The 23,470-nt window shown below is 38.1% G+C and carries 21 protein-coding genes and 1 pseudogene; 17 read left to right on the plus strand and 5 right to left on the minus strand.

The features are described 5' to 3' along the window. The first annotated feature begins 546 nt into the window (after nt 1-546). The 3 genes from AB5642_RS12220 to AB5642_RS12230 all read left to right on the plus strand — a co-directional run bounded on the left by AB5642_RS12220 (nt 547) and on the right by AB5642_RS12230 (nt 1,802). Nucleotides 547-798 carry a nucleotidyltransferase domain-containing protein gene (locus AB5642_RS12220; RefSeq protein ID WP_270413545.1) on the plus strand — a complete coding sequence of 84 codons (252 nt, stop codon included), beginning with the start codon at nt 547-549 and terminating at the stop codon, nt 796-798. After that, nucleotides 791-1,078 (plus strand): hypothetical protein, encoded by a 288-nt coding sequence (locus tag AB5642_RS12225; RefSeq protein WP_330382821.1) that lies wholly within the window; start codon nt 791-793, stop codon nt 1,076-1,078. Before AB5642_RS12220 ends, AB5642_RS12225 begins: the two co-directional genes overlap by 8 nt. Before the next feature lie 238 nt (nt 1,079-1,316). After that, the gene (locus AB5642_RS12230) at nt 1,317-1,802 is read left to right on the plus strand and encodes a hypothetical protein (RefSeq protein WP_173717524.1); all 486 of its coding nucleotides are present in this window, start codon (nt 1,317-1,319) and stop codon (nt 1,800-1,802) included. A gap of 99 nt (nt 1,803-1,901) precedes the next feature. Here the strand turns inward: AB5642_RS12230 and AB5642_RS12235 are convergent, their stop codons facing one another. Continuing rightward, entirely contained in the window at nt 1,902-3,257 is a 1,356-nt protein-coding gene (locus AB5642_RS12235; protein WP_195392219.1) for an MATE family efflux transporter, read from the minus strand. 187 nt (nt 3,258-3,444) lie between these two features. Between AB5642_RS12235 and AB5642_RS12240 the strand changes: the two genes are divergently transcribed. Continuing rightward, on the plus strand, nt 3,445-4,767 hold the full coding sequence (locus AB5642_RS12240; RefSeq protein WP_173717526.1) for an MATE family efflux transporter: 1,323 nt from the start codon (nt 3,445-3,447) through the stop codon (nt 4,765-4,767). A 59-nt stretch (nt 4,768-4,826) separates the two neighbouring features. Here the strand turns inward: AB5642_RS12240 and AB5642_RS12245 are convergent, their stop codons facing one another. Beyond that, on the minus strand, nt 4,827-4,985 hold the full coding sequence (locus tag AB5642_RS12245; protein WP_173719138.1) for a hypothetical protein: 159 nt from the start codon (nt 4,983-4,985) through the stop codon (nt 4,827-4,829). A gap of 187 nt (nt 4,986-5,172) precedes the next feature. Between AB5642_RS12245 and AB5642_RS12250 the strand changes: the two genes are divergently transcribed. Continuing rightward, nucleotides 5,173-6,336 carry a PucR family transcriptional regulator gene (locus AB5642_RS12250; protein WP_173719139.1) on the plus strand — a complete coding sequence of 388 codons (1,164 nt, stop codon included), beginning with the start codon at nt 5,173-5,175 and terminating at the stop codon, nt 6,334-6,336. 361 nt (nt 6,337-6,697) lie between these two features. Here the strand turns inward: AB5642_RS12250 and AB5642_RS12255 are convergent, their stop codons facing one another. Continuing rightward, nucleotides 6,698-8,458: a diguanylate cyclase gene (locus tag AB5642_RS12255; protein ID WP_215660215.1), complete on the minus strand. Its 1,761-nt coding sequence runs from the start codon at nt 8,456-8,458 to the stop codon at nt 6,698-6,700. 207 nt (nt 8,459-8,665) lie between these two features. Here AB5642_RS12255 and AB5642_RS12260 point away from each other — a divergent pair, with 207 nt between their 5' ends. Beyond that, complete coding sequence (locus tag AB5642_RS12260) at nt 8,666-9,292, plus strand: lactate utilization protein (RefSeq protein WP_226855416.1); 627 nt, start codon at nt 8,666-8,668, stop codon at nt 9,290-9,292. Here AB5642_RS12260 and AB5642_RS12265 read toward each other — a convergent pair. Further along, nucleotides 9,289-9,375 (minus strand): annotated as a pseudogene (locus AB5642_RS12265) (DUF6783 domain-containing protein); the annotation flags it as partial. The gene AB5642_RS12260 and the pseudogene AB5642_RS12265 overlap by 4 nt on opposite strands. Nucleotides 9,376-9,674: 299 nt before the next feature. Here AB5642_RS12265 and AB5642_RS12270 point away from each other — a divergent pair. The 9 genes from AB5642_RS12270 (at nt 9,675) to AB5642_RS12310 (ending at nt 21,274) form a co-directional block, all read left to right on the plus strand. Continuing rightward, nucleotides 9,675-9,986 (plus strand): hypothetical protein, encoded by a 312-nt coding sequence (locus AB5642_RS12270; protein WP_368371649.1) that lies wholly within the window; start codon nt 9,675-9,677, stop codon nt 9,984-9,986. Nucleotides 9,987-10,236: 250 nt separating this feature from the next. Continuing rightward, nucleotides 10,237-11,799, plus strand: a complete 1,563-nt coding sequence (locus tag AB5642_RS12275; protein ID WP_368371650.1) for a response regulator — start codon at nt 10,237-10,239, stop codon at nt 11,797-11,799. Then, a complete protein-coding gene (locus AB5642_RS12280) occupies nt 11,789-13,453 on the plus strand; it encodes a sensor histidine kinase (protein WP_368371651.1) in 1,665 nt (554 codons plus the stop codon). The genes AB5642_RS12275 and AB5642_RS12280 overlap by 11 nt, the downstream gene beginning before the upstream one ends. A 112-nt stretch (nt 13,454-13,565) precedes the next feature. Beyond that, nucleotides 13,566-14,837 (plus strand): ABC transporter substrate-binding protein, encoded by a 1,272-nt coding sequence (locus AB5642_RS12285; RefSeq protein WP_226855413.1) that lies wholly within the window; start codon nt 13,566-13,568, stop codon nt 14,835-14,837. A 235-nt stretch (nt 14,838-15,072) separates the two neighbouring features. After that, nucleotides 15,073-15,957, plus strand: coding sequence for a carbohydrate ABC transporter permease (locus tag AB5642_RS12290; RefSeq protein ID WP_226855412.1), 885 nt, complete (start codon nt 15,073-15,075; stop codon nt 15,955-15,957). Then, nucleotides 15,957-16,790, plus strand: a complete 834-nt coding sequence (locus tag AB5642_RS12295) for a carbohydrate ABC transporter permease (protein ID WP_118581874.1) — start codon at nt 15,957-15,959, stop codon at nt 16,788-16,790. The genes AB5642_RS12290 and AB5642_RS12295 overlap by 1 nt, the downstream gene beginning before the upstream one ends. 17 nt (nt 16,791-16,807) lie before the next feature. Further along, nucleotides 16,808-18,709: a hypothetical protein gene (locus AB5642_RS12300; RefSeq protein ID WP_368371652.1), complete on the plus strand. Its 1,902-nt coding sequence runs from the start codon at nt 16,808-16,810 to the stop codon at nt 18,707-18,709. After that, the gene (gene gnpA, locus AB5642_RS12305; RefSeq protein ID WP_368371653.1) at nt 18,702-20,885 is read left to right on the plus strand and encodes a 1,3-beta-galactosyl-N-acetylhexosamine phosphorylase; all 2,184 of its coding nucleotides are present in this window, start codon (nt 18,702-18,704) and stop codon (nt 20,883-20,885) included. The genes AB5642_RS12300 and gnpA overlap by 8 nt, the downstream gene beginning before the upstream one ends. Further along, complete coding sequence (locus AB5642_RS12310) at nt 20,858-21,274, plus strand: polysaccharide deacetylase family protein (RefSeq protein ID WP_368371654.1); 417 nt, start codon at nt 20,858-20,860, stop codon at nt 21,272-21,274. The genes gnpA and AB5642_RS12310 overlap by 28 nt, the downstream gene beginning before the upstream one ends. Nucleotides 21,275-21,550: 276 nt before the next feature. Here the strand turns inward: AB5642_RS12310 and AB5642_RS12315 are convergent, their stop codons facing one another. After that, nucleotides 21,551-22,117, minus strand: coding sequence for a hypothetical protein (locus tag AB5642_RS12315; protein WP_368371655.1), 567 nt, complete (start codon nt 22,115-22,117; stop codon nt 21,551-21,553). A 324-nt stretch (nt 22,118-22,441) separates the two neighbouring features. On the opposite strand from AB5642_RS12315, the gene AB5642_RS12320 reads away from it, so the two are divergent. Beyond that, nucleotides 22,442-23,173, plus strand: a complete 732-nt coding sequence (locus AB5642_RS12320; protein WP_173769937.1) for a histidine phosphatase family protein — start codon at nt 22,442-22,444, stop codon at nt 23,171-23,173. Between the two features lie 97 nt (nt 23,174-23,270). Next, nucleotides 23,271-23,384, plus strand: a complete 114-nt coding sequence (locus tag AB5642_RS12325) for a DUF6783 domain-containing protein (RefSeq protein WP_306797108.1) — start codon at nt 23,271-23,273, stop codon at nt 23,382-23,384. Nucleotides 23,385-23,470: the final 86 nt, after the last annotated feature.

Here is a 23,470-nt window from a genome sequence, read left to right on the forward strand (position 1 = left end):
AGCTATTGAAGCATTTTACAAGTAAAAATACGGTTTGTGAATGAGAAACATTTGAACACTTTTTGAACACCCAGACCGTGATGAAGTCCTCAAAGCCCCTTTCTATCAGTATTTGTGATTGCTTAAAACGGTTCGATTCCGGTCTGCGGCATGACCTGAAACCCTTGATTTTCAAGGGTTTTTTTGATGTCTGGATATATTTACACCCTTCTGGAACACCTCTTATTTAACCCCAAAATGGATTTTGACATCAGATTTGACAGCAGATACAAAATATTTAAGCAGCTTCAAAATAATATTCTGGTATAATATTCACTTTTTTTATAGCTGGAAACTGGAATTTCCATGCTTGATAGTTTCAAAGGTTGCGCTTTCAAAAATAAAAGTAAAATAATAGCTTGCTTTACGTAGTCAGCTGCAATATTATTAAAATATTACTGTAGATGAAAAGAATCTGACAGGAGGTAGCAACTTGATTAGACAGGAAGTATTAATGCTATTTGTACAAGGGACTAAAAAATATTAAAAAATAATCTATCCAAACTTATTGTCTATGGTTCTTATGCCCGTGGAGATTATAAGGAAAATTCGGATATTGATGTTATGATATTAACACCTCTTTCAAAAGAAGAAATAGAGCAGGTCGAAAACAGTATTTTTGATCTGGCGTTTGATCTAGAACTGGAGTCAGGGATTGTAATAAATCCAGTTCTGGAGAATGAAGCACATTACAGATACTGGCTGGGAGCATTGCCGTTTTATGATAATGTAGAGAAGGAGGGAATTGTAATTGGATGAGAGACAAAAAGATTTAAGCAATTATCGAATTACACAAGCTGATGATAGTCTGAAAGTAGCTGACTATTGTTTAAAAGAAACCAACGAGTCTATTTATATCACCCAAAATGATGAGGGAGATATGGTAATTAAGAGTATTGATACATATGAAAAGCGTGAACAGTTACTTCGGTTACGTGCCAGAGTACTTCAGGCTGAGTGGGAAAGAATAGATGGTGCCAAAACTATGAGTGCAACTGAAGCACGAAAAAATTTGAGAGAGAGACTCGGAGAGCTGTAGAGTTGACTGTCTGGATAGATACATGTGAAGTCACTGGCAACGTTCTGCGAGGTGTTTTTTGTGGACAAAGTAAGCAATAACATTTTCTCTTCATTTACTGGCACAAGTAATAGTGCAAACCGGTTTTTGATGGATTATTATTAGTATAGAGAATACATGGTCAATTGAAGGAGAATTTTTTACAATATGTGTTCTTTACAAGAATCGAAAACAAAAACAGGTTTTGCGGAGGATGTGTATGAAGCAGGATAAAAAAGAGAAGCGGAACAATATATTATATTCGGTATTAGGTTTCGTCCTGGGCATTGCCATGTGTGGTATAGGAATATATGGTATGATTTTAAACAGAATTGAAAGCCAGGAGTACAAAAACACTACAGACAAACGAGAGGTTATTGCAGTTGTAGAATCCTGCCGTGAGATTGATAACAGTGATGATAAAGACAAAAATAAAAAGAATTCAAGATCAGTAAAATATCGGACCAAATTGGCATTTGAGGTTGATGGAAAAGCTTATGAAGGAGAAGAAACCTATAATCAGAAAGTATACGTTGGTGATAAAGTTAAGGTCGAGGTTTATCGGACTTCAAAAGGAATTTATAAACTCCGCCCATATAACAATCTGGTAAATTTTGTGTTTTATTGTGTGGCAATTCCATTAGGCTTTATCATTGCAATAGCCTCTGTTTACAGTATAGGGCTGATCGTCAAAAAAAAAGAATAAGATCATAGGATTCAGAAATGCTCCCTACTGGGCAGGAATGTGAAAGAACAAAAACCTGTCATTCAGAAGGGAGCATTTTATAATTGTGAATAAGTAGGATCAATCAAAATCTCTGGTAATATTTGTAAGCCATTTTCTTCTGAAATAGTGAATAAATACTACAGGCATTTTTTCAAGTTCATCCAAAGACATTACAAAGTATACCCAGATAGGCGGCAGTTTAAAAACATATGCGGCAAGAAATGTGAGAGGAACTGCTACAAGCCACATAAATATGGAATCAACGATCATTCCAAATCTGGAATCACCACCACCTCTGAAGCAGCCGCATATAAGACAGGTATTAATACCTTCTCCAACAAGACGCCAGGTCGTCATAATGATAAAAACGCCAAGATAATAAATGGCCGTTTCTGTCAGCTTATCCCGATAAAAATCCAGTATCAGGGGGCGAATCGCCAGAATAACGGCACATCCGATCAGGCTTACAATAATGGTTATTCTGAGCATCCGTTTCCCATATTCTCTGGCTGTATCAATGTGATTTTTCCCCAGCTCCTGACTGATAATAATGGTAGTAGCGTTGGCAAAACCCCGACAGGCGATAGCACCAATGTTTACCACCATAACAGCGACGGCATTTGCAGCAACCATATCATTACCAATATGCCCAAGAATTGCTGCGAATGCGGAACTGGCAAAGCTCCAGACGAGGTCATTTATTACGGCTGGAGTTGCAATTTTCATAAAATCCTGGAACAGGATTCCCGATTTCGCAAAGAAGTATTTTATTCGGAATCTCACATTTGATTTGTTCAAGGAGTAGATGAGACAAATCAATACCTCTGCGATTCTGGCAATCACAGTACCAAGAGCAACACCGGTAACGCCAAGCTTTGGAAGTCCGAATAAACCAAAGATGAAGGTGGCATTACAAAGTACATTGACACAAAGGGAAACAATGTATGTAACAGAAGGTAGCATTATCTTTCCGATACTTCGAAGGGCACTCATAAAAACCTGAGAGAATCCCATGAACATAAGGGAAAATGAAAGTACTCTCAAATACTCACTGCCAGCAGCAATTGTATCAGGATTGTCTGTAAAAATCTTCATAACCGTAGTTGGCATGGAAAAGGAGATAAGGAAAAATATCAGAGAGATAATTAAGGTGCATCGCTCCGCTAAGCCGAGAATCTTTTCGACAGTCTTTTGATCACCTTTTCCCCAGTACTGGGCACATAAAACGGATGTACCTGTGGCCATACCATAATATATACAAAAAAGAACGAAAGTATATTGGTTGGCAAGTGATGAAGCCGACATGGCAGTCTGGCTTACATATCCAAGCATTACAGTATCAGCAATATTTACCAATGTTGAAATCAAATTTTGAATCATAATTGGAAATGCCAATGTCGATGCATATTTTAAGAAATCTTTTTTATTTAGCATGTTACAGTTTTCCTTAGTTCTTATAATTTATAATATAACAATCAATGAAACAGAGAAAGTGATAGATTATAGTTTAACATATCCGATTAGAATATGCTATATAAAATGTTAAAATAGGACATTGTGAAATTACTTTTTTTAAGCTAAAATGTGAGTGTGCAAAACTTTTGGTTGGGAGTGTGAGAATATGACAAAAGATCTGACTACTGGGAAAATCATGCCCATTCTTGTTAATTTTACAGTGCCTCTTGTTTTGGGAAATTTGTTTCAGCTGACCTATAATGCAGTTGACAGCATTATTGTAGGGCATTTTGTAGGAAAGGAGGCCCTGGCGGCTGTGGGAATCTGTAATCCGGTCAGCACGTTGATGATATTATTTCTGAACGGATTGTGTATGGGAGCCAGTATCCTGATGGGGATTCAGTATGGAGCGAAAGATTATGAGACTTTGCACAGACAGATCAGTACAACTCTGTTGTCTGGTGCGGTCTTTTCGTTTTTTCTCACATTGGTTTGTGTAATATTTGCTGTACCTATTCTGCTGTTATTGCAGGTAGATCCGTCCATTATGGATATGACAGTGCAATATTTGCGGATTATTTTTCTGGGATTAATGTTTACATTTTTATATAACTTTTTTTCAAGCACTCTAAGAGCATTGGGAGACAGTGCATCCCCCTTGTACTTTCTGATCATCAGTGCGATTCTGAACATTTTCGGAGACCTGTTTTTTGTTATCGTATTAAAGGCTGGAAGTAATGGATGTGCAATTTCCACAGTACTCAGTGAGGCGCTTTGCTGTTTGTTTTGTATTATCTATATACAGAAAAAAGTACCGATTCTTCGGCTTGGGAAGAAATGGCTGGTTTTTGATGCCAGGCTTTTGAAAAAAACCATTGCTTACGGGTGGGCATCTGCCATGCAGCAGGCAACTGTACAGATGGGAAAAATTGCAATACAGGCACTGGTTAATACAATGGGAGTATCGGTAGCAGCAGCCTTTGCAGTGGTTAATCGCATTGATGATTTTGCCATCACACCGGAACAGAATATTGCCCATGCGATGACTGCATTAATGGCTCAGAATAAAGGAGCTGGAAAAAATGACCGTATGAGGGAAGGCTTCCGATGTGGAATGATACTGGAGCTTGTTTATGGAGCCGCAGTTATGCTGATCTGTCTGGGATTTGCCAGACCATTGATGTCATTATTTGTAAAAGATGAGGAAGTTATCGGACATGGAGTGGTTTATCTCCACTTGATTGCGGTAATGTATATTCTTCCCGCTATCACAAATTCGCTTCAGGGCTTTTTCCGTGGAATCGGAGATCTGAAGGTGACCTTGATGAGCAGTTTTACCAATATGACAGTCCGTGTCATTGCAGCGGCACCGATGGTTTTGTTATGGAATTTTGGTATTGAGGCACTGCCATATTCCTATCTGGCAGGATGGATTGCCATGCTGCTTGTAGAGACACCTTTGATGCTTCGAATTTACCGAAAAAAGTAAAAGTAAAAGAAAGGACATCCTGAAAAAACGGATGTCCTTTTTATGAAAAGAAGTGCATATTATTTGCGAAAGAGACGTTTGACAAAAGCCAGAAGATCAAAATGCCGAGACTTCGTATAGTCATTTATAAAATTGTCACAATACATATAACGTTCTGCTATGATCCACTCTGGAACGGGAAGTGCATCCAGGGAACTTGTATATTCTGCGAATTTCATATTCACGCCTCCTTTAATTTGTTTTTTAAGTTACTTATATTCTAGCACAAAATTAAGGAAAAACTATGGGGGCGGATTCTAAAAATTAAGTGGAAAATATGTGCTGTCAACACAAAATATATGATATAATAAAGGAAAAATTTGAACATTTTACAGAATGGGTTTGGGTAACAAAAAGGGAGGTTTTATGAGTTTTACAATACAGGATATGATGCTGACAGCAGAAACAAGATATGAAATGAAGTTTCTGGCCGGAAAAAATGGATGGTCCAATTCAATCAGCTGGGTACATCTTCTGGAGGATACAACGATCATACAGAATTTCTGGGGAAAGGAGCTTGCAGTGACAACCGGGCTTGGCTTTCCGGAAAAAGAAGACTGGATGCATCTGGCACAGCAGCTGAACCGGTATCATGCATCAGGGCTTGTTATCAATGTGGGACAGTACATTTATGAGGTGCCGGAAGAATTGAAAGCATACTGTGATGAAAATGACCTTCCGCTACTGACTGTGCCCTGGGAAGTGCATTTATCAGATATGATAAAAGACTTCAGTATTCATGTATTTTTGCAGGATACTACAGATGAGCAGATCGCATCCGCCTTGATTGCAGCTATTGAGACTCCGGATAATCAGGATGCATATAGAAAAGATTTATTACAGTATTTTGATGTAGATGGAAGCTTTCAGGTGCTGCTGATGACTTGTGAGGGGCTGGACTCCATGGACACAGTGGAGCGAAAAAAGCTGTCTTATCGAATACAGGTATATCTGGAGGATATCACTCACAATGGAAGCTTTTTTTATTACAACTCTGATTTTGTGCTGGTAGCGAATGCGCTTTCGGAAGAGTATTTGTGCCGCCTTGTAGAGGGTGCCATAAAAAGAGGAAAAAGACGTATGCCTGGACTGCAATTGTGCGTGGGAATCGGGAGCAGATGTATGGATATTTCCCAGCTTTCGGTAAGCTATCAGAGAGCGAAGGCGGCAGCACACATAGCGATGACACAAAAGAAGCAGGTGGTAAAGTTTGATGACTGCGGGTTGTTCCGTCTGCTTTATATGGTGAAAGATAAAGAAATACTGAAGGAAATGGAAACAGAATGTCTGGCAGCATTGGAAGAATACGACAGAAGATATCATGCCGGTTATGTGGAAACTCTTCAGTCATATCTGAAGCATAATGGAAGTATTCAGGCTGTGGCAGCAGAATTGTATACGCATCGCAATACGGTGCTGTACCGTATCGGAAATATCAGGAAAATTCTGGGAAATGAGTTGAAAACGCCGGAAGAGAGACTGCCCTATCAGATTGCATTTTATATCAGAAATATGCATGGGCAGATATAAGTATTGCGCAGTAATGTTTTTCTTGTGCATAGTGTAGCGCAGTCGTATATATAGAAGCAGTTTTTTTACATAAGTAAGATTGTAAAAAAGCAATCAAGGCAGGAAGTAATGGACATATTGCAAAACCAACCAATGTTGATGTAATTCTGGAAAATCTGGACCGGATTTTGGGAAGATAAAGCGGATAAAATGAAGGGGAAATACGTGTGAAAAGCACATAAAATAATGCAGGTCTTGTTCAGACCTGCATTATTTTATGCAACAGGGCGGAGTGTAAATTACTTTGTGTAAACCTCTCAGATTGATGATGTAATCGTAGGTTTATAGAATGCAAAAATTCCTACCAGACAGTATTTTTCTATTATCCGGAAAATTTATCACCGTAATGAATATGCATATCCTTCCAGTCCATAAACAATACATAAAATACTCTTCCGTATTGCTGGTTTTCTACGATTCTTCCATGGTCAAGCACAGAGAGGTAAGAGCCGTCAGCTTTTCGAAGATGAAAATGAATATAGTCATTTTCATTACCACTGTCAATCTGTTCCCAGATGCTTGCTTCTATCTGTTTCTGCTCATCCTCCCGAATCAGGTTATGAAAGCTTTTGTTTGTAAGTCGAAAGAGTTCGTCCATATCTTTATATCCGGTCATATGAAGAAACTCCTGGTTGGCATAGAACAGCTCATCATCTTCTTTGTCTGCTCTGTATATGATAAATGCACCCGGAAGATGCTCCGAGACATCCTTAAGCGCAAATCCCAGCTGTTTGCGGACTCCTGACTGAAGGTCTTCTCTGTAAGCCATACATCCGTTTTTTCCGTGAAGCTTTATTTCATAAAGGGCTGCATCTGCACAGCGCATAAGCTGTGAATGGTTGGAGGCAAATGCCGGATATTCCGCATATCCAAGAGAAATAGAAAAGTGATGTTCTGTTCCCTTGTAAGAGAAGGTCTTAGGCAGTCTGGTGAATTGATTCAGCTTTGCGTCTGCCTCTTCAAAGGTACAATCAGGCAGAAGAATACAGAACTCGTCACCACCGTTTCTTCCAAGCAGTACATCTGGTGGAAAAAAAGCTTTCATGTTGTCTGCCAGACTCTTTAAAGCCCTGTCTCCGTAAGCATGCCCATAGACATCATTAATAAACTTAAAGTCATCGATATCAAAAAGTGCAGCCACAAAATGTGTCTTCGGATTTTGGGCGATGATTTTTTCTGCTGCTTCATCAAATCCATAGCGGTTGTAAATATCGGTAAGGGAATCCGTGTGTGCCAGTATCTGAAATCTGTTTTTATTTTCTTTGGACACCAGCCATACCCGGGTAAGAACTGTCAGAAGCAGGATTACGGCAAGAAAAAAAACGGTGACTACAGCTATAAGTGTATTATTTCGCCATCCGCTTTGGGGGGTTACTTCAAATCTCCAGTTCTCTGCGCCTATTTTAAAATCATAAGAGACCGGTTGGGTTAACGAACCATCTGACTGATAAACAACCTTATAAGTGTCGCTCCAGGGAGAAGCCGTCTTTGAAATCCTATATTCATATCCAAAATTTGAAAGAGCATAAATCGAGTCTGAGAAAATATCAGGAACACGCAGGATAACAATGGTAAATCCCCAGAAATACTCTTGTTTGTTTGTATCCGTCAGATAAACCGGATTGCGTACAGCAATTCCATAGTCTCCCTGTTTCAATTCGAAAGGGCCTTGTGTAATGACTGTGTGATTGTCTCGTGCGTAACAGGAAATCTCTCCACGGTCTTTATCATGAATCAGATCAATTTTACCTGCCTCATTTCCCTCAGCCGGATAAATATCTGTCACAACACCATCCGGAGCAAGCTGTACGCTTTCAATAGAAGCAGACATAAGATTTTCAGCAATCGTGTCAAACTGATTAATCTCTCCGTTTTCACTGATCAGGATCTGCTTTAGAGCATCCGTAATCTCAATTCCACTCGCAATCTCATTTTTTATGCGTTCCCCATAGGTTGTTGCGTTTAATTGTGCTGTTATGTGTCTCTCGTTCTTCTCGTGGGTGTCTGTTTTGTATACAATGAAACCAACAAGGCATATGCCTAGTAAAAAAATGATAAGAGGCACAAGTGTTTTTTTCTTCACCAGGTTTACCTCGTTTTATCCATTGGAATTTCTATAATAAGGCATTATATCACAGAAGTTTAAAATTAAAATAAATTTTCTGAAAAAAATGACAATATATTTTTTTACTACGCTCTGGCGAAATATAAAATAAGTCAAGTCGAAAGTTGATAAAGAATGAAATTTGGCTTATAATTTATACTAAAACAATGTCAGGAGGAGCAAGCAATGGATATTAATATGCAAAAGAGAAATGAAGTACTGGCTCAAAATGTGATCAAAGGCCTGGAATCCCGCAATATGTCAGGTTATTACGCCGCAGACAGAGAAGCTGCTGTAAAGCAGGCGCTGGAACTGATTCCGGAGGGCAGCAGTATTGCCATGGGTGGCTGCACAAGTGCTCATGAGATCGGACTGATCAAGGCGTTGGAAGATGGAAATTATAATTATATTAATCGTGCGAAAATGTCACCAAGAGAAAGCCTGATGGCAGCGTATGATGCGGATGTATTTCTTTCCAGTGCAAATGCCATTACCAGTGATGGTGTTATGGTAAACATTGATGGAAATTCCAATCGGGTTTCCTGTATTGCCCAGGGACCGAAGAAGGTGGTTTTCATTGTGGGAATGAATAAGGTCTGTTCAGATCTTGACGCAGCTATGAAGCGGGCAAGAAATGTGGCAGCTCCGGCGAATGCACAGAGGTTTGAGGTGAAGACACCTTGCAAAACCGCAGGAAAATGCTTCGACTGTAAATCTCCGGATACGATTTGCTGTCAGTTCCTGATTACAAGATATTCCCGGCATAAAGATAGAATACATGTTATTCTTGTAAACGATATCCTTGGACTTTAAACGGTGCGCTTTATTATAATAGGGCTTAGCTTAGAGCGTGCTTGAAAAATCATTTCCGCAGTCTGCACGCCCCACTTTGCAGAATGTCTTTTTCAAATACGCTCCAAAAGAGCAAGTCAACGAACGGCCAGGAAAGGCGTAAATACACGCTTTTTCGGCCGCTTTTGTCGAATTATAGGGAAAGTTGTCGGACGATTTTTGTTGCAAAATCCTGATATAAAACGTAGAATAATGACGGTAAGTGTGAGAAAAATGGATTTTTTATCACTGCTTAATTGTAACCCTAAAATAGCTTGGAATCACAGAAGAACAGCTTGTGTGATTCGGGAAAACGTTACCAATGAACCGTGATCTATAAGTACATATCAGGAGGAAAACAATAATGAAAATGACAACAAAGATGATTATGCTTCAGAACATTGAGAAAATGGTGATGGAGCAGCAGCGGGTGGATGAAAATGATTCCTACATCAGACAGGACAATGAGGATCTGAAATATCTGGAAGAACGATATGACCAGCTGCAATTATCCCACACTGTAAAGCGTGTGATCGATGATTACATCGCCTGCCTGCAGACCAGAGACGAGAGATATTCAGATCTTGCTTATGCAGCTGGGATAAGGGATACTATAAGCTTACTGCAGGGGATGGGAATGCTGAATGAAATTGCTGCAATAAGTGGAAGTTTATAAAAGTGAAATAAGAGAACTATAACTTTAGCGGATTAAAATGCAAATATTGTTATAAAGATAAAAGAGTTACTATAAGCATGACATCACCTGCGTGCAGGGATACTTGCGGAAATAGTAACTCTTTTGTGTATTAGAAGTTTTGTATCGTAGTATAAAAAATTGATACTCAGGTAATTTTTTCGGTATTTACATAAAGCTTCTTTTATGATGAAATAAAGTTGAGTAAATATATGTATGGAAGGGTGAGTTTATGTACAATATTTTGATTGTGGATGATGAAAAGAAAGAGCGGGAAGGAATTGCGCTTTTATTAAAAAGGTTTGGGTTTCCATTAAGAACAGCATTTGCGCAAAACGGAGAAGATGCACTGAAAATAATGGAAAAAAATCATTTTGACATTCTGCTCACAGACATAAAAATGCCCTATATGGATGGAATCCAGCTTATACGTGAAACGCAGAAAAGAGGGCTGAATCCAATATGCATTATTTACAGTGCATATGGTGAATTTGAATATGCACAGAATGCCATTTCATTAGGGGTACAGGAATATCTTTTGAAGCCAGTTAAACTGGATGCGTTTAAGGCTCTTTTTGAAAAGATCATAGAGATCTGCCAGGAAAAAGAGATCGAAAAGAAAAATAGAAATGATATCATACAGGCGAAGGAAGAGGCCGCACAGCAAAAACTGAGCTGGAATCTGCTTAATTATTTGGAGTCCGAAGAACTGGAAGAGGGAACTTTAAATCATTGGGAAACTCTGGAAAATGAATTCATCAGTGTTGTGCAGAAAAAAATCTGTATACCTGTAATTATTTCCTGTTATTCTAATTTGTTTTCTATTGAATGGGAAGAGTACCTGAAAGATATCAGAGAATATTTTGGAAAAGAAACTGTGATCATTACAAACACAGATAACCAGATCGTAGTGTTATTGATCCGGGAAAGAGATTTTTATCGGACAGCAGAAACGAAAAAAGAATGTGAGATATTGATTGAAAAATCCCAGAAAAAATATCAGGTAAATATTTTTGTTGTACTGGGAAAAAAGACCGAAAGTCTTACAGAACTGAAAAAAGAATATACAGAATTGAAAGACCAGCTTGACTATCAATTTTTCGTATCCAAAAGTATGGTATTGGTTCATGATGAAGATTATTTTTTAAAAAAGGAAAATGATATGCTTTCCCTGTATTTTGAAAGGATATTTAACTGCGCCAGAATGCAGGATTATTCCGGAATTAAGAAGGAATTTGTGAAAGTATTTGCCTATATAATGAAGCAGACTGGCTTTAGTTCAATTTATGTAAAATATACTTTTACGGATGCGATGAAGCAGATCAGCGAGTACACAGACTCTAATGTGGACATGGTACCCTGTATTCAAAAAATATATCAGGCAAGGACACTAGAAGAGGTAAATAAGATAATCGAAAACGTTCTGGATAAAATGCAGGAAGAGAAAAAAGAAGAGGTAAAAGAAAACCGCCTGGTCCGCATGGCAAAAGAACTGGTTTATGAAAAATACAGTGAAAGTGATTTAAATGTATCGTATATTGCAGAACAGCTGCAGGTATCCTCTGCCTATCTAAGTACTTTATATAAAATGGAAACTGGAAAAAATCTGGTAAAATTTATTACCTGGTATCGTGTTGAAAAGTCAAAAGAACTTTTGTGTCAGACAAATATGAAAGTAAGTGATGTGGCGGAGAGGGTAGGATACCTGAATGTATCTTACTACATTTCTATTTTCCGAAATCATGAAGGCTGCAGTCCGGTGCAGTACAGGGAAAGGGTGCAAAATGGTGAATAGGATAGCAAAAAAAATCAACAAACAATCATTTTTGAATAAAGTAAGGATCATTTACACGCTGTTAGTTATGCTTCCTGTGCTGGTTCTGGAGATATTTGTATTGTACTCATCTACAAATTTTATCAAAGAGCAGCAGCTTCTGGAAGCGAAAGAAACCATTGAGCGGAACCATCTGAATATTGAGAATCAGATAAAGATGTGCGAAAAATCCGTATTATATGTGACCTGCAACAGTGTACTAAGGGAATTCCTCAGCTTAGATGATTCTGAGTATAAGAAACGCATCCAGATGACTTCAAATGTAAATAACCTGATTTATAACGCCTGGCTTTCCAACAGCTATTTTTCAAAGATGGAGGTTTATTCCGATAAAAGGATTTCTAACAATGATGCAGTATTCAAAAAAGCTTCCGATCTGGAAGATAACAGTTGGTATGAAGCGAGTTGGAATAGCGCAGATACTTTGTGGTGGAATGAAAATGGAAAATATTTTATAACACGTAGAATTGCCATGAGCCTTCCAAATCGGGTATATGGCGTTCTCAGAGCAGAAGTAAAGGAAAAAGTTTTTTCTGACAGTATATCCATGTTCTCGGAAATGCCAGTGGACATCCAGGTGAAAAATGGTTCAGCTGTGTTGTTAGAATACAATAATGAGGGGGAAGTTAATGAAAACAGTGCTGGCTATGAAGAGGAAAGAAATCTAAATGACACCGGTTGGAAAATTATTTACAGAATTGATGCTTCTTATTTCTCAAGTGCTTTTCATCCAAGAATCATTGGTTCTGTTGTAATTGTAGTTTTACTGTTGCTGCTTGGATTTATAGGAGTTAATAAAAGTGCCAGATCTTTGCTGCACTATTTGTATCAGATTATTGACCAGGTAAAGAAAGTAAAAGATGGAAATTTTGAGATTCAGATAGCAGAAAGTTCCCAGGATGAAATCGGGGAACTGGCTCGAAATATTAATAAAATGCTGCGGAAAATACAAACGCTTATCGATGAAGTATACAAGTCAAAGCTGGATAAAAAGAGCCTGGAACTGGATCTGCTTCAGTCAAAGATTAACCCGCATTTTCTTTATAACAATCTTTCCGCAATTAATTGGATAGCCATTGAAAAAGGAGAAGACAGAATCTACGAGATAACTACGGAACTGGCTACTTTTTACAGGACTGCTCTTAACAAGGGCATAAACGTAGACCATTTGAATGTAGAAGTGGAAAATATAAAGGCCTATGTGAAACTGCAGCTTATGGCGCACGATGAAGGCTTCGATGTTGAGTATAAAATTGAGCCCTCGCTTTTAGACCAGATGGTTCCAATTTTTATTTTGCAGCCTCTGGTGGAAAATGCAATTGAGCATGGCATTGACTGCATGAGAGAAAAAAGAGGAAAAATATCCATTGAGATTTATGCAGAAAATAATGAACTCTATATGACTGTCAGGGATAATGGACTTGAGTTGTATGAAAAAATTGGTCAGGGAAAAATGTCCCATGAAGAATTTGGTTATGGGGTAAGCAATGTTGACAAGAGAATTCGTATTCTGTGTGGGGAAGGATACGGTGTGGAAATTTTTGCAGGTCCGGGAGGAACTACCTCTATAATCAAATTGCGAAGAGATTTTATTACACTGGAACGAAAAGTATAGGATATAAATCTTAAAAATTTGATAATGAGATAAGTTTTTTGTTATTTTTTTCGTATCCTGTGAACGTTATACTTAAAGCAACTTAAAAATAAACGAAAGGGGTAGCAAAAAAATGAAAAAGAAAGTGATTAGTATGTTTCTTACAGCATGCACTGTATCAGTAATGGTAGTTGGAGGCGGTTCCAATCTGGTTATGGCGGATGATGCAGAGACGGTAACCTTGATGGGATGGTATGATGAGGATGACATGAATCCTATTCTGGAAAAGGTAAATGAGCAGATGGATGGGAAGTATGTGATTGAGTACACATATGTTGCAAATACTGATTATAATAATGTACTTAGCACACAGCTTGCATCTGGAGAAGGCCCAGACATTATTATGGATGGAACAAACTATCCAGCCGAAATCAAAGCTGGTAACGTGGAAGACATTTCAGATTATGATTTTGTAAAAGAGTTTAATGAGGCCGGAATGTCGCTTTGCAGTGCTGATGGAAAAATTTATGGAATTCCTTCCTATGGATGGTTTTCCGGAATCTGGTGTAATGCTTCGATTCTTGAGGAATGTGGAGTAGAAATTCCAAAAACATTTGATGAGTTTGTAGCTGCTTGCGAGACTATTAATGAAAAAGGCTATAATGCATATGGTTTTGGGATTGCGGATGACTCAACTGCAACATCTAGCTTACTGGGGTATCTGGAAAATTCTTATTATCATAACAATGAAGAAGCAAACCCTGATGGAACAGATTTTGACACCAAATTTGCAATGGGCGAAGTAACTATGGACGGACATATTAACGACTGTGTTAATAAATGGTGTACATTAGTTGAAAAAGGACTGATCGCTTCTGAATCTCTGGGAATTTCCTGCCAGGAAATGCTGAATAGTTTTAAAAATGGAGAAGTGGCTTTTCTTCATGGAGGTCCATGGCAGTATACAGAGCTGAAAGAATCCGGAGTTAATTTTAAAATGCTTCCGCAGCTTAGCGAAACAGGAGAAAATGAATACGTTTTAGGTGGACCAGCTGCATGCTTCGGTATTAATGTAAATACGGAAAATCACGATGGTGCAGAAGCTGCTTTAACAGCATTGGCTTCCGTTGAAGTTCAGCAGGCATTTGCTGATGCAAATGTTGGCGGAACCAGCTATAGAAGCGGAGTTGAGGCTCAGATGCCGGAAGAGTATGAATATGTTGCAGATATTATTAACAATGGAAATATTGCATTCCCATCTGACAGATGGAGTGTAAATCTCCCAAGTCAGTCCTTGTTTGATGAGTTTACTGCTCAGCTTCAGGGTGTTATTTCCGGAGACATCAGTGGAGACGATCTTGTGAATGCTATTGATACAAAAGCTGACTCAATCAGATATGAGTAAATTGTAATCATTTAACAAATTTAAAATTATTCATAATTTATTAAATAGATCCTGCATTTAGCAAATGAGCTTTTTGCAGGATCTGTTTTTGTGCAATAGAGCTTCCTGTTATCAATAGAATTAACAAAAGTAAATGGATATAAAAAAAACGATAGTCATATAAATTTTTTTGGATTTATGGAGAAAAAAATCAAATTTATAATAGAAATATAAAAAGAAGGAGGGCAAGGAGAGTATGAATGCCAATCATGTAAAACGAAATCTGCCATATATTATCATGGCAATACCTGCGGTTTCTATATTTTCTGTGTTTTTTATCATTCCGCTTATTTTTACTACAAAATACAGTTTTTATAACTGGACTAATTTTTCACCGGATATCGTTTTTTCAGGATTGAAAAATTATAAACAGCTTTTGGCAGATGGAATTATTTTGAAAGGATTAAAGAATACCCTGGTATTTGCAATCCTTACAGTATCCATTCAAAGTTTAATTTCTCTTCCTGTATCAGTGCTTCTGAATTCCAAATTAAGAGGAAGAACAATTTACCGAGGAATCTTTTTTGCACCCGCAGTATTAAGCACCTTGGTTGTTGGATATCTTTGGAAATATATTCTGTCTGCAAGTGATTATGGTTTGATAAACCAGGTGCTTTTGAAACTGGGACTTGAAAAAATCAACTTTCTCGGAAATGGAAAAATCGCTATATTTTCCATAATTGCAATTTCAGTGTGGCAGTGGTTTGGATGGTCTATGGTAATTTACATAGGAAGTTTGCAAAGTATTAGTGGAGATCTTTATGAAGCTGCTTCTGTGGATGGAGCTAACAGTTGGCAGCAGTTTTGGCATATTACATTACCAGGGCTTGCACCTGCCATAAAAATTAATTTTGTAACAAGCACGATCTCAGGACTGAAAGTATTTGATCTTGTCTTGTCAACTACAAACGGAGGTCCGGCACATCAGACAGAAACTATTCTGACATTAATGTACTCAAAATTTTCAGATGGAAATTTCGGTTATGCATCAGCTTTTGGAATTGTATTTCTGTTGATGACAATGGTTGTTTCCGCTGTAATGCTTGGAATATTTAAAAAATGGGAGGAGTATTTAAACTGATGAAAACGAAAAAAAATATTATGGAGATTTTGAAGCATGTTTATTTGCTAATTATCACGTTTATTGTTTTAACTCCTATTTATTATCTGCTTGTTACTACGTTTAAATCAGGAACTGAAGCGGCTGCAAAGCCGATGGCACTTCCGTCTTTCTGGGATATTACACCATATATCAATGCATTTGAAAAAATGCAGTATCCAAGAGCATTTGGAAATACTCTTTTTATTACAATATGTGCTGTATTTGGCATTGTAATGTGCAGTACTATGTGTGGATATGTTTTAAACCGCAAAGAGAAAAGTAAAATTACAAAAATTATTTTTCTGGTAATTCTTTCCGGAATGATGTTTCCATACCAGATGGCAGTTCTTGGTCTGTACAAGCTGGTAAGAAGCCTGGATTTAATGAATACGCTGACAGCAGTTATTTTTATTGATATTGCTATCAATATTCCATTTGCTACTTTTTTAATGAAAAATTCCATTTCTTCAGTTCCTATAGAACTGGAAGAAGCTGCCAGAATTGATGGTGCAGGAGTATTCAGAATTTTTGGTACAATTGTGCTTCCATTGCTGAAGCCGATGATTGCTACAATCGTAATTTTAAATACTTTAAATGTATGGAATGATTTTATGGGACCGTTGTATTTTATACAGAAAAGAGAAAAAGATGTTATTTTACAGGAAGTATATCGCAATATCGGTCAGTTTTCTACAGACTGGACTAGTCTGTTTCCAATGATGGTATTAGGTATATTGCCGCTGCTGGTTTTCTATATATTTATGCAGAAATATATTATCAGTGGTGTAATGGCGGGATCTGTAAAAGGATGATATACGGAGGTTTGGGTATGGAGTTTATTGTTAAAGAAAATGAAAATCATCAGCTGGAAAGTATTGTAAACCAAAATGACAAATATAAAATGAACTGGGTTGCCATAGGTAAAAACTGGGGAGAAATGTTTCTTCCGGATGGAATTGTAGGAAGAATAGAAAGAACAATATCTGAAGACGGAAAGATAACTGAAAAATATATTTTTTTTAATAATAGGGATTGTGAGTATTTTCCTCAAAAAGGTGGAATAGGTATTGCAGTGCCATTTCCGGATAATTATACGGCTTCTGAAATCTGTATGAAAGAGCGCTGTCATGCACATATTCGGTGTGGTGAAAGTCAAAGTTATATTGCAGGGATCAGAATGGGAGGAGAAAATCCAAATCTTGGGTTGGTTCTGAAAGAGGGAAAAATAGAATGTTACAGCATTATAAGAAATGAAAAAGAACTTAGCAATGACCGGGGAATCATTATATTAAATCCTAAAATAAACAATTTAAAACCGGGAGAAATGACCGTAATCCAATGGGATCTTTTCTGGTATGACGATCAAAGGGATTTTGAAGAAAAATTGCTTCATCAGGAAGGGCAGCTGTTGATACAGTTGGAACATGGAATTTATTTTGAGGGCGAGAACTTAAGCTTTCATATAAAAGCAGATAAAGCAATCTGGCATGAAAAAGAAATCAAAGTCACTCTTGCAGGTGAAAAAATTTCAACTGAAAAAACAGAAAGCGGTAATTGCATAGATTATAGAATTAAAATGGATTCTGTAAGTCAGGGTGAAAAAGAGTTCTTCATAAAGGGAGAAGAATACAGTACATCTGCGGTTATTCTGGTATTACCAAGGGTGGAGAAGCTTGCAGAAAAAAGATGCAGATTTATTGTTGAAAAACAGCAGTATTTTCGCGATGGAAGCCTTTTAGATGGTGCATTTCTCACTTATGATAATGAAGATAAGCGATTGGTTTATGAAAAAGAATACGATCATAACGGTGGCAGGGAAAGAGTGGGAATGGGGGCACTTCTGGCGCTCTGGCTGCAGAAAAATAAAGATATGAAAGTGGAAAAAGCACTGCAGAAATATACCGAATACATATACAGAGAGCTCTACGATGAGAATACAGGTATTGTATACAATGATGCAGGAAGAGATAATACCTGGAACCGTTTGTACAATTATCCATGGCTTGCAATTTTTTTTATGGAAAGATACAGATTGTATAATGAGGTTGCTGATCTTAAAAATATGTATAAAATTATGAAATCTTATTATGCACAAGACGGAGCTTCATTCTATGCAATTGGAATCCCTATGCTGGAATCTGTGAATTTGTTGAAATCGGGTGGTATGGAAAGAGAGGCAGAGGAACTTCTGAGATACTATGAAACACATGGCGAAATGCTTATAAAAAACGGATTATGTTATCCACCGCATGAAGTAAAATATGAGCAGAGTATTGTTGCCCCTGCAGTAAATTATCTTTTTCAGTTATACGAACTTACAGGAAAAATATTATATCTGGAAGAAGGAAAGAAACAATTAGCTGTACTGGTGCTGTTTAATGGACATCAGCCAGATTTTCATATGTATGAAAATGCGGTTCGTCATTGGGATGGATATTGGTTTGGAAAGTACAAAAACCTTGGAGATACATTTCCACATTACTGGAGTTCTTTAAGTGGTGTTGCTTTTCGGGAATATGAAAAAATAACCGGTGAGAGATCATATGGTGTAAAGGCGGAAAATTCATTGCGAGGTGTACTAAGTATGATAAATGGTGATGGAAGTGCAAGCTGCGCATATGTATATCCTTTTATGGTTAATAAGGTAAGATGCCAGTATGCGGATCCATGGGCAAATGATCAGGACTGGGCTTTGTACTACTACTTGAAAGAGGGCAAAAATTATGACTGAGTTAGAAAATAAAGGTGGCTTTACCTTGCCTGGTGAGGCTGGTTATGAAAAATTGACCTTAGAACTTGCAAAAAAATGGGGAGCAGATGTAATAAGGGATTCTGATGGGACAGAACTGTCTCCGGAGATAACGGAGGCAGGATATGGTATTTATTCTACTATTTGTATTATCCGCGGTCATAATCCCTGGGCTATGGAAAATTTGGATAAATTGCAGCAGACTTTTCTTGTCACAGAACCGAAAACTGCAGTTGAGCATTGTCTGGAACTAGAGCTCTTAAAAGAGTTTTTTCAGGAGCAGTTTAAAATTAATGACAGTGCAGAAGCTTTGGGGTACTGGCAGGTGTATGACCGCACAACTGACAAGGAAGTAAATAAAGAAAACTGGAGTTATGATAAGAAAAAAGGTGTTGTCAGGATTGAAAACTGTGTATTATGGCACAAATATACAGTCAGTTTTCTGGCATATCGAATTTGGGAAGAAATTTCCATGTATAATCATATTACCAATAACTGGGATAAAGAGCATCTTATACCGATAGATCCTGTATACGCTGAAACACAGGTTTATTTAATTAATTGGATGAAAGAATGGTGCGAAGAACATCCTGCAACTACAGTGGTTCGTTTTACCTCTATGTTTTATAATTTTGTCTGGATTTGGGGAAGCGATGCCAGAAAACGAAATTTATTTACAGACTGGGGCTCCTACGATTTTACAGTGAGTCCTCTTGCTTTACACAATTTCGAACAGAAATATGGATATGCACTTACCGCAGAGGATTTTGTGAATCAGGGGAAATATCGGGTAACCCATATGCCGCCAACAAAAGCAAAAAAAGACTGGATGGAATTTATTAATGATTTTGTAATTTCATTTGGAAAAAAACTAATAGATATTGTGCATGAATATGGAAAAAAGGCTTACGTATTTTACGATGACAGCTGGGTTGGAATTGAACCATATAATGACAGATTTTATGAATTTGGTTTTGATGGGATTATTAAATGCGTATTTTCCGGGTATGAAGCACGTCTTTGTGCAGGTGTAGATACAGAAGTTCATGAACTCAGGCTTCATCCTTATCTTTTCCCGGTGGGGCTTGGAGGAGCTCCTACATTTACAGAGGGAGGAAATCCTACAAGGGATGCAATGCAGTATTGGAGAAATGTAAGGCGTGCATTGTTGCGTGAACCGATTCAAAGAATTGGATTAGGCGGATATTTACATCTTACGGAGAATTATCCGGATTTTTGCGATTACATTGAAAAAGTTGCAGATGAATTTCGCATGTTGAAGTCTTTTCATGAAAAAGGAAAGCCTTGGACCTTGAAAACCAAAGTAGCGGTTTTACATTGTTGGGGCAAATTGCGTTCATGGACTTTGTCTGGACATTTTCATGAAACATATATGCATAATTTGATTCATATAAATGAGGCGCTTTCAGGTTTGCCTGTGGATGTTGATTTTATTGATTTTGAGACAGCCAGAAGCGGAGATTTATCCAGATACAAAGTCATTATTAATGCAGGAAAAGCGGGTGACGCATGGAGTGGCGGTGATAACTGGAAAGACGTGAAAGTTGTTGAGGCAATTACAAAGTGGGTATATGAAGGGGGCTGTTTTATTGGAATTGGCGAGCCATCAGCAACCAGTGGATATGATACGTTTTTCAGATTGGCACAGGTACTGGGCGTAGATGAAGATAATGGGGCAAGGGTATGTCATGGAAAATGGGAGTATGAAGTAAAAGCACCACAAAATCATATATTAGATATACTGGAATGGCCAGTAATGGAACATATATACCTGACAGATAAAAAAACAGAGGTATTGGCAGAGGCTGCAGGTGGGTATCCGGGTATTACCAGACACCAGTTTGGAAAAGGAAGTGGAATTTATATGACGGGATTTGCTTTTTCAGAGGAAAGTACCAGATTATTGTTGCAATTGATATTAGAGGCTGGACGGGAAGAACAGGCAGAATGCATTACAGATAATCTGCATGTGGAATGTGCCTATTATCCAGACGCACAAAAATTAGTTGTTATTAATAATTCAGGAGAGAAACAAACAACAAAGATTGTATGTGAAGGAGCCGTTTGGAGCATGCAGCTTGAAGGATATGAAACGAGGCTACAGAATATATGTGGGATGGGAAAAAAAAGGCAGTAACATTTAGCTATGATGATGGAGTTTGCCAGGACAGGAGACTGGTAGACATGTTCAACTATTATCATGTAAAAGCAACATTCAATCTGAACAGTGGAATGCAGACATATGCCAGCCATTATGACTTTGGTAATGTAAGAGTGCATCATATGAATGCAGAAGGATTAAAAGAATTGTATAAGGGGCATGAAATCGCGGCTCATACATTGACTCATCAGGATTTAACAAAGCTTGATAAAGACACTGTATATAATGAAGTTTATCTGGATAAACAAAATCTGGAACGGATGTTTGACTGCCAGATTACCGGTATGGCGTATCCTTATGGAACATATAATGATGAAGTGGTTCAGATACTGAAAAAATGTAAAATTCAATATGCACGGTCGTAGAGTCTTCCGGAGCATTTAAATTACAAAAGAATTTACTGATATTTAAACCAACTTGTCATCATGATGATGAAAATATATGGGAACTTCTGGAGAAATTTTTAAAAGAAAAAAGTGAAGAAAAGCAGTTATTTTACATATGGGGACACAGCTATGAGTTTGATGTAAATAATAACTGGAAACGGATGGAAGAAATTTTAGACAGATTAATTGGACATAATAATATCTTTTATGGAACAAACAGGGAAGTGCTTCTTCCCTGTTAATGGAAAACAAAAATCAGACTAACATTTTATCCAGACATTCTACAATCAGTCTGACATTCTTCAGCGCACCTAAAGTGTCGCCTTTTTGCTCTAGGGAATGGTTGCAGCCCTCAAAAATCCCGCCGGTTTTATCGGGGAAGTTTCTTGCGGCAGAGCGGATCTTGGACTCCGGCATATAGGGATCGGCGGTTCCGGCGAAGAAGAGCCCGTTGATATCGGAGAGATAACGGAGAGTGGAAGGAATCGGAGTCATGAGAAACTGATGAACCTTTCCTTTCAGCTGCAGGGCTGTTTCAAGCTGGCAGGCGATGGTGGTGCCGATGCTTTTGGAGATAAAAATAATGTCATCATATTCAGAGAAAGGAACGTTTTCCAATTGGGGAAGCGTTCTTTTTATTGCCAGTTTTATGATAGGTTCCAGTTCTGTTGGGGTGCGGCCGTGGAAGGTGTGGATGTCCTGGCCGTAGTCAAGGCGTATGATTTCATAACCACGTTCAGCAGCCATGGAAGCAGTATAATAGAGAAGGGGCTTGGTGCAGGTATAACCGACACCTGGGAAAATGACGGCAAGTTTTTTCATGTGGGTACCTCGCTTGAATCGTAAATTGAGTTATATTGAGGGATAAAATGTAATCTGAAAGTGGTTATTGCGTCCACTTAGTTCTTGTATTTATTAAAGTATGATCCGATCAGCGTCTGTTTGAATTCATATAAGATATGAGCGTCAAAAGACCTGTTGATATAGCATTATTATATACTTCTTTCACAAAAATTGTAAAGAAATGACGGTAAGAAATATGGTGAATTATCTGTGAAGATATGCTAAAATCGTTATTGTTCAATGAAATAAGAAACAGCTTGAAATTATTAGTGATTCAAAAGCGAAATAACGAGGAGTGACATTATGAAATTATTGATTGTACGCCATGGTGACCCGGATTATGATATAGATTCCCTTACGGAAAAAGGCTGGAAAGAGGTGGAGTATCTTTCCCAGAAGCTTTCCAAATTAGATGTAAAAGCTTTCTATGTATCTCCCCTTGGAAGAGCGAAGGATACTGCGGCTCCCACTTTGAAAAAGATGGGGAGAACAGCCACAGAGTGTGAATGGTTGAAGGAGTTTCCCTGCCAGATCTGGCGCCCGGATGTGAAAGATAAGAAGATTATTGCATGGGACTGGCTGCCACAGGACTGGATGGCAGACGAGCGCTTTTTCCAGTATGACCACTGGTTTGAGAATGAGGCTATGCAGGAAGGTCATGTGAAAGAAGAGTATGACCGTGTGATCGGGGAGTTCGACAAGCTTCTGGCGAAGCATGGATATGAGAGGGAAGGCCATTATTATAAAGTAAATGAGGAGAATAATGATACGATTATTTTCTTCTGTCATTTTGGACTGGAGTGTGTACTTCTCAGCCATCTGCTGAATATCTCCCCGATGGTATTTTGGCATGGCTGCGTGGCTGCCCCATCCTCTGTGACAACCTTGACCACAGAAGAACGCCGTCAGGGAATCGCAGCTTTCCGCATGAGCTCTTTTGGCGATATTTCCCACCTTTATGCCAACAATGAGCCGCCGGCATTTGCAGCAAGATTTTGCGAAGCGTATGGAAATAAGGATCAGAGACACGACTGACATTGTGCATTGAGAAGTGTGGTGTTGTGAAAGGCGTGAACGGTAATCTTCAAAGTACTAACGGATGGTAAGAGTTATGTTCTGAAAGTAGGACACAATGGGAAGAACAGGGACAAAATATACCGCAAAGTGGGGCGTGCGGATTGCGGGAATGATTTTTCAAACACGCTCTAGTTACGAATTAGTTATTTTCATTTTAGAAATTTTATAAAATTATTAGAATTTGGACAAATGCTTTTCACAATTATGAGGTATGATATATACATCTTAAGAGAAAGAACTCTTAAGAAAAACTCT

This window comes from Ruminococcus sp. 1001136sp1_2201st1_G3_2201SCRN_220225, from assembly GCF_040924365.1.
In the GTDB taxonomy this organism is placed as follows: Bacteria; Bacillota; Clostridia; order Lachnospirales; family Lachnospiraceae; genus Blautia_A; species Blautia_A faecis.

Excerpts from the sequence above, each read along its gene's own strand:
- AB5642_RS12235 (WP_195392219.1), bottom strand. The coding sequence starts at position 3,257 with ATGCTAAATAAAAAAGATTTCTTAAAATATGCATCGACATTGGCATTT.
- AB5642_RS12290 (WP_226855412.1), top strand. The coding sequence starts at position 15,073 with ATGAATGCCAATCATGTAAAACGAAATCTGCCATATATTATCATGGCA.
- AB5642_RS12250 (WP_173719139.1), top strand. The coding sequence starts at position 5,173 with ATGAGTTTTACAATACAGGATATGATGCTGACAGCAGAAACAAGATAT.
- AB5642_RS12280 (WP_368371651.1), top strand. The coding sequence starts at position 11,789 with ATGGTGAATAGGATAGCAAAAAAAATCAACAAACAATCATTTTTGAAT.
- AB5642_RS12295 (WP_118581874.1), top strand. The coding sequence starts at position 15,957 with ATGAAAACGAAAAAAAATATTATGGAGATTTTGAAGCATGTTTATTTG.
- AB5642_RS12310 (WP_368371654.1), top strand. The coding sequence starts at position 20,858 with ATGTGGGATGGGAAAAAAAAGGCAGTAACATTTAGCTATGATGATGGA.
- AB5642_RS12275 (WP_368371650.1), top strand. The coding sequence starts at position 10,237 with ATGTACAATATTTTGATTGTGGATGATGAAAAGAAAGAGCGGGAAGGA.
- AB5642_RS12320 (WP_173769937.1), top strand. The coding sequence starts at position 22,442 with ATGAAATTATTGATTGTACGCCATGGTGACCCGGATTATGATATAGAT.
- gnpA (WP_368371653.1), top strand. The coding sequence starts at position 18,702 with ATGACTGAGTTAGAAAATAAAGGTGGCTTTACCTTGCCTGGTGAGGCT.
- AB5642_RS12245 (WP_173719138.1), bottom strand. The coding sequence starts at position 4,985 with ATGAAATTCGCAGAATATACAAGTTCCCTGGATGCACTTCCCGTTCCA.
- AB5642_RS12300 (WP_368371652.1), top strand. The coding sequence starts at position 16,808 with ATGGAGTTTATTGTTAAAGAAAATGAAAATCATCAGCTGGAAAGTATT.
- AB5642_RS12285 (WP_226855413.1), top strand. The coding sequence starts at position 13,566 with ATGAAAAAGAAAGTGATTAGTATGTTTCTTACAGCATGCACTGTATCA.
- AB5642_RS12230 (WP_173717524.1), top strand. The coding sequence starts at position 1,317 with ATGAAGCAGGATAAAAAAGAGAAGCGGAACAATATATTATATTCGGTA.
- AB5642_RS12260 (WP_226855416.1), top strand. The coding sequence starts at position 8,666 with ATGGATATTAATATGCAAAAGAGAAATGAAGTACTGGCTCAAAATGTG.
- AB5642_RS12270 (WP_368371649.1), top strand. The coding sequence starts at position 9,675 with ATGAAAATGACAACAAAGATGATTATGCTTCAGAACATTGAGAAAATG.
- AB5642_RS12315 (WP_368371655.1), bottom strand. The coding sequence starts at position 22,117 with ATGAAAAAACTTGCCGTCATTTTCCCAGGTGTCGGTTATACCTGCACC.
- AB5642_RS12325 (WP_306797108.1), top strand. The coding sequence starts at position 23,271 with ATGGGAAGAACAGGGACAAAATATACCGCAAAGTGGGGCGTGCGGATT.
- AB5642_RS12240 (WP_173717526.1), top strand. The coding sequence starts at position 3,445 with ATGACAAAAGATCTGACTACTGGGAAAATCATGCCCATTCTTGTTAAT.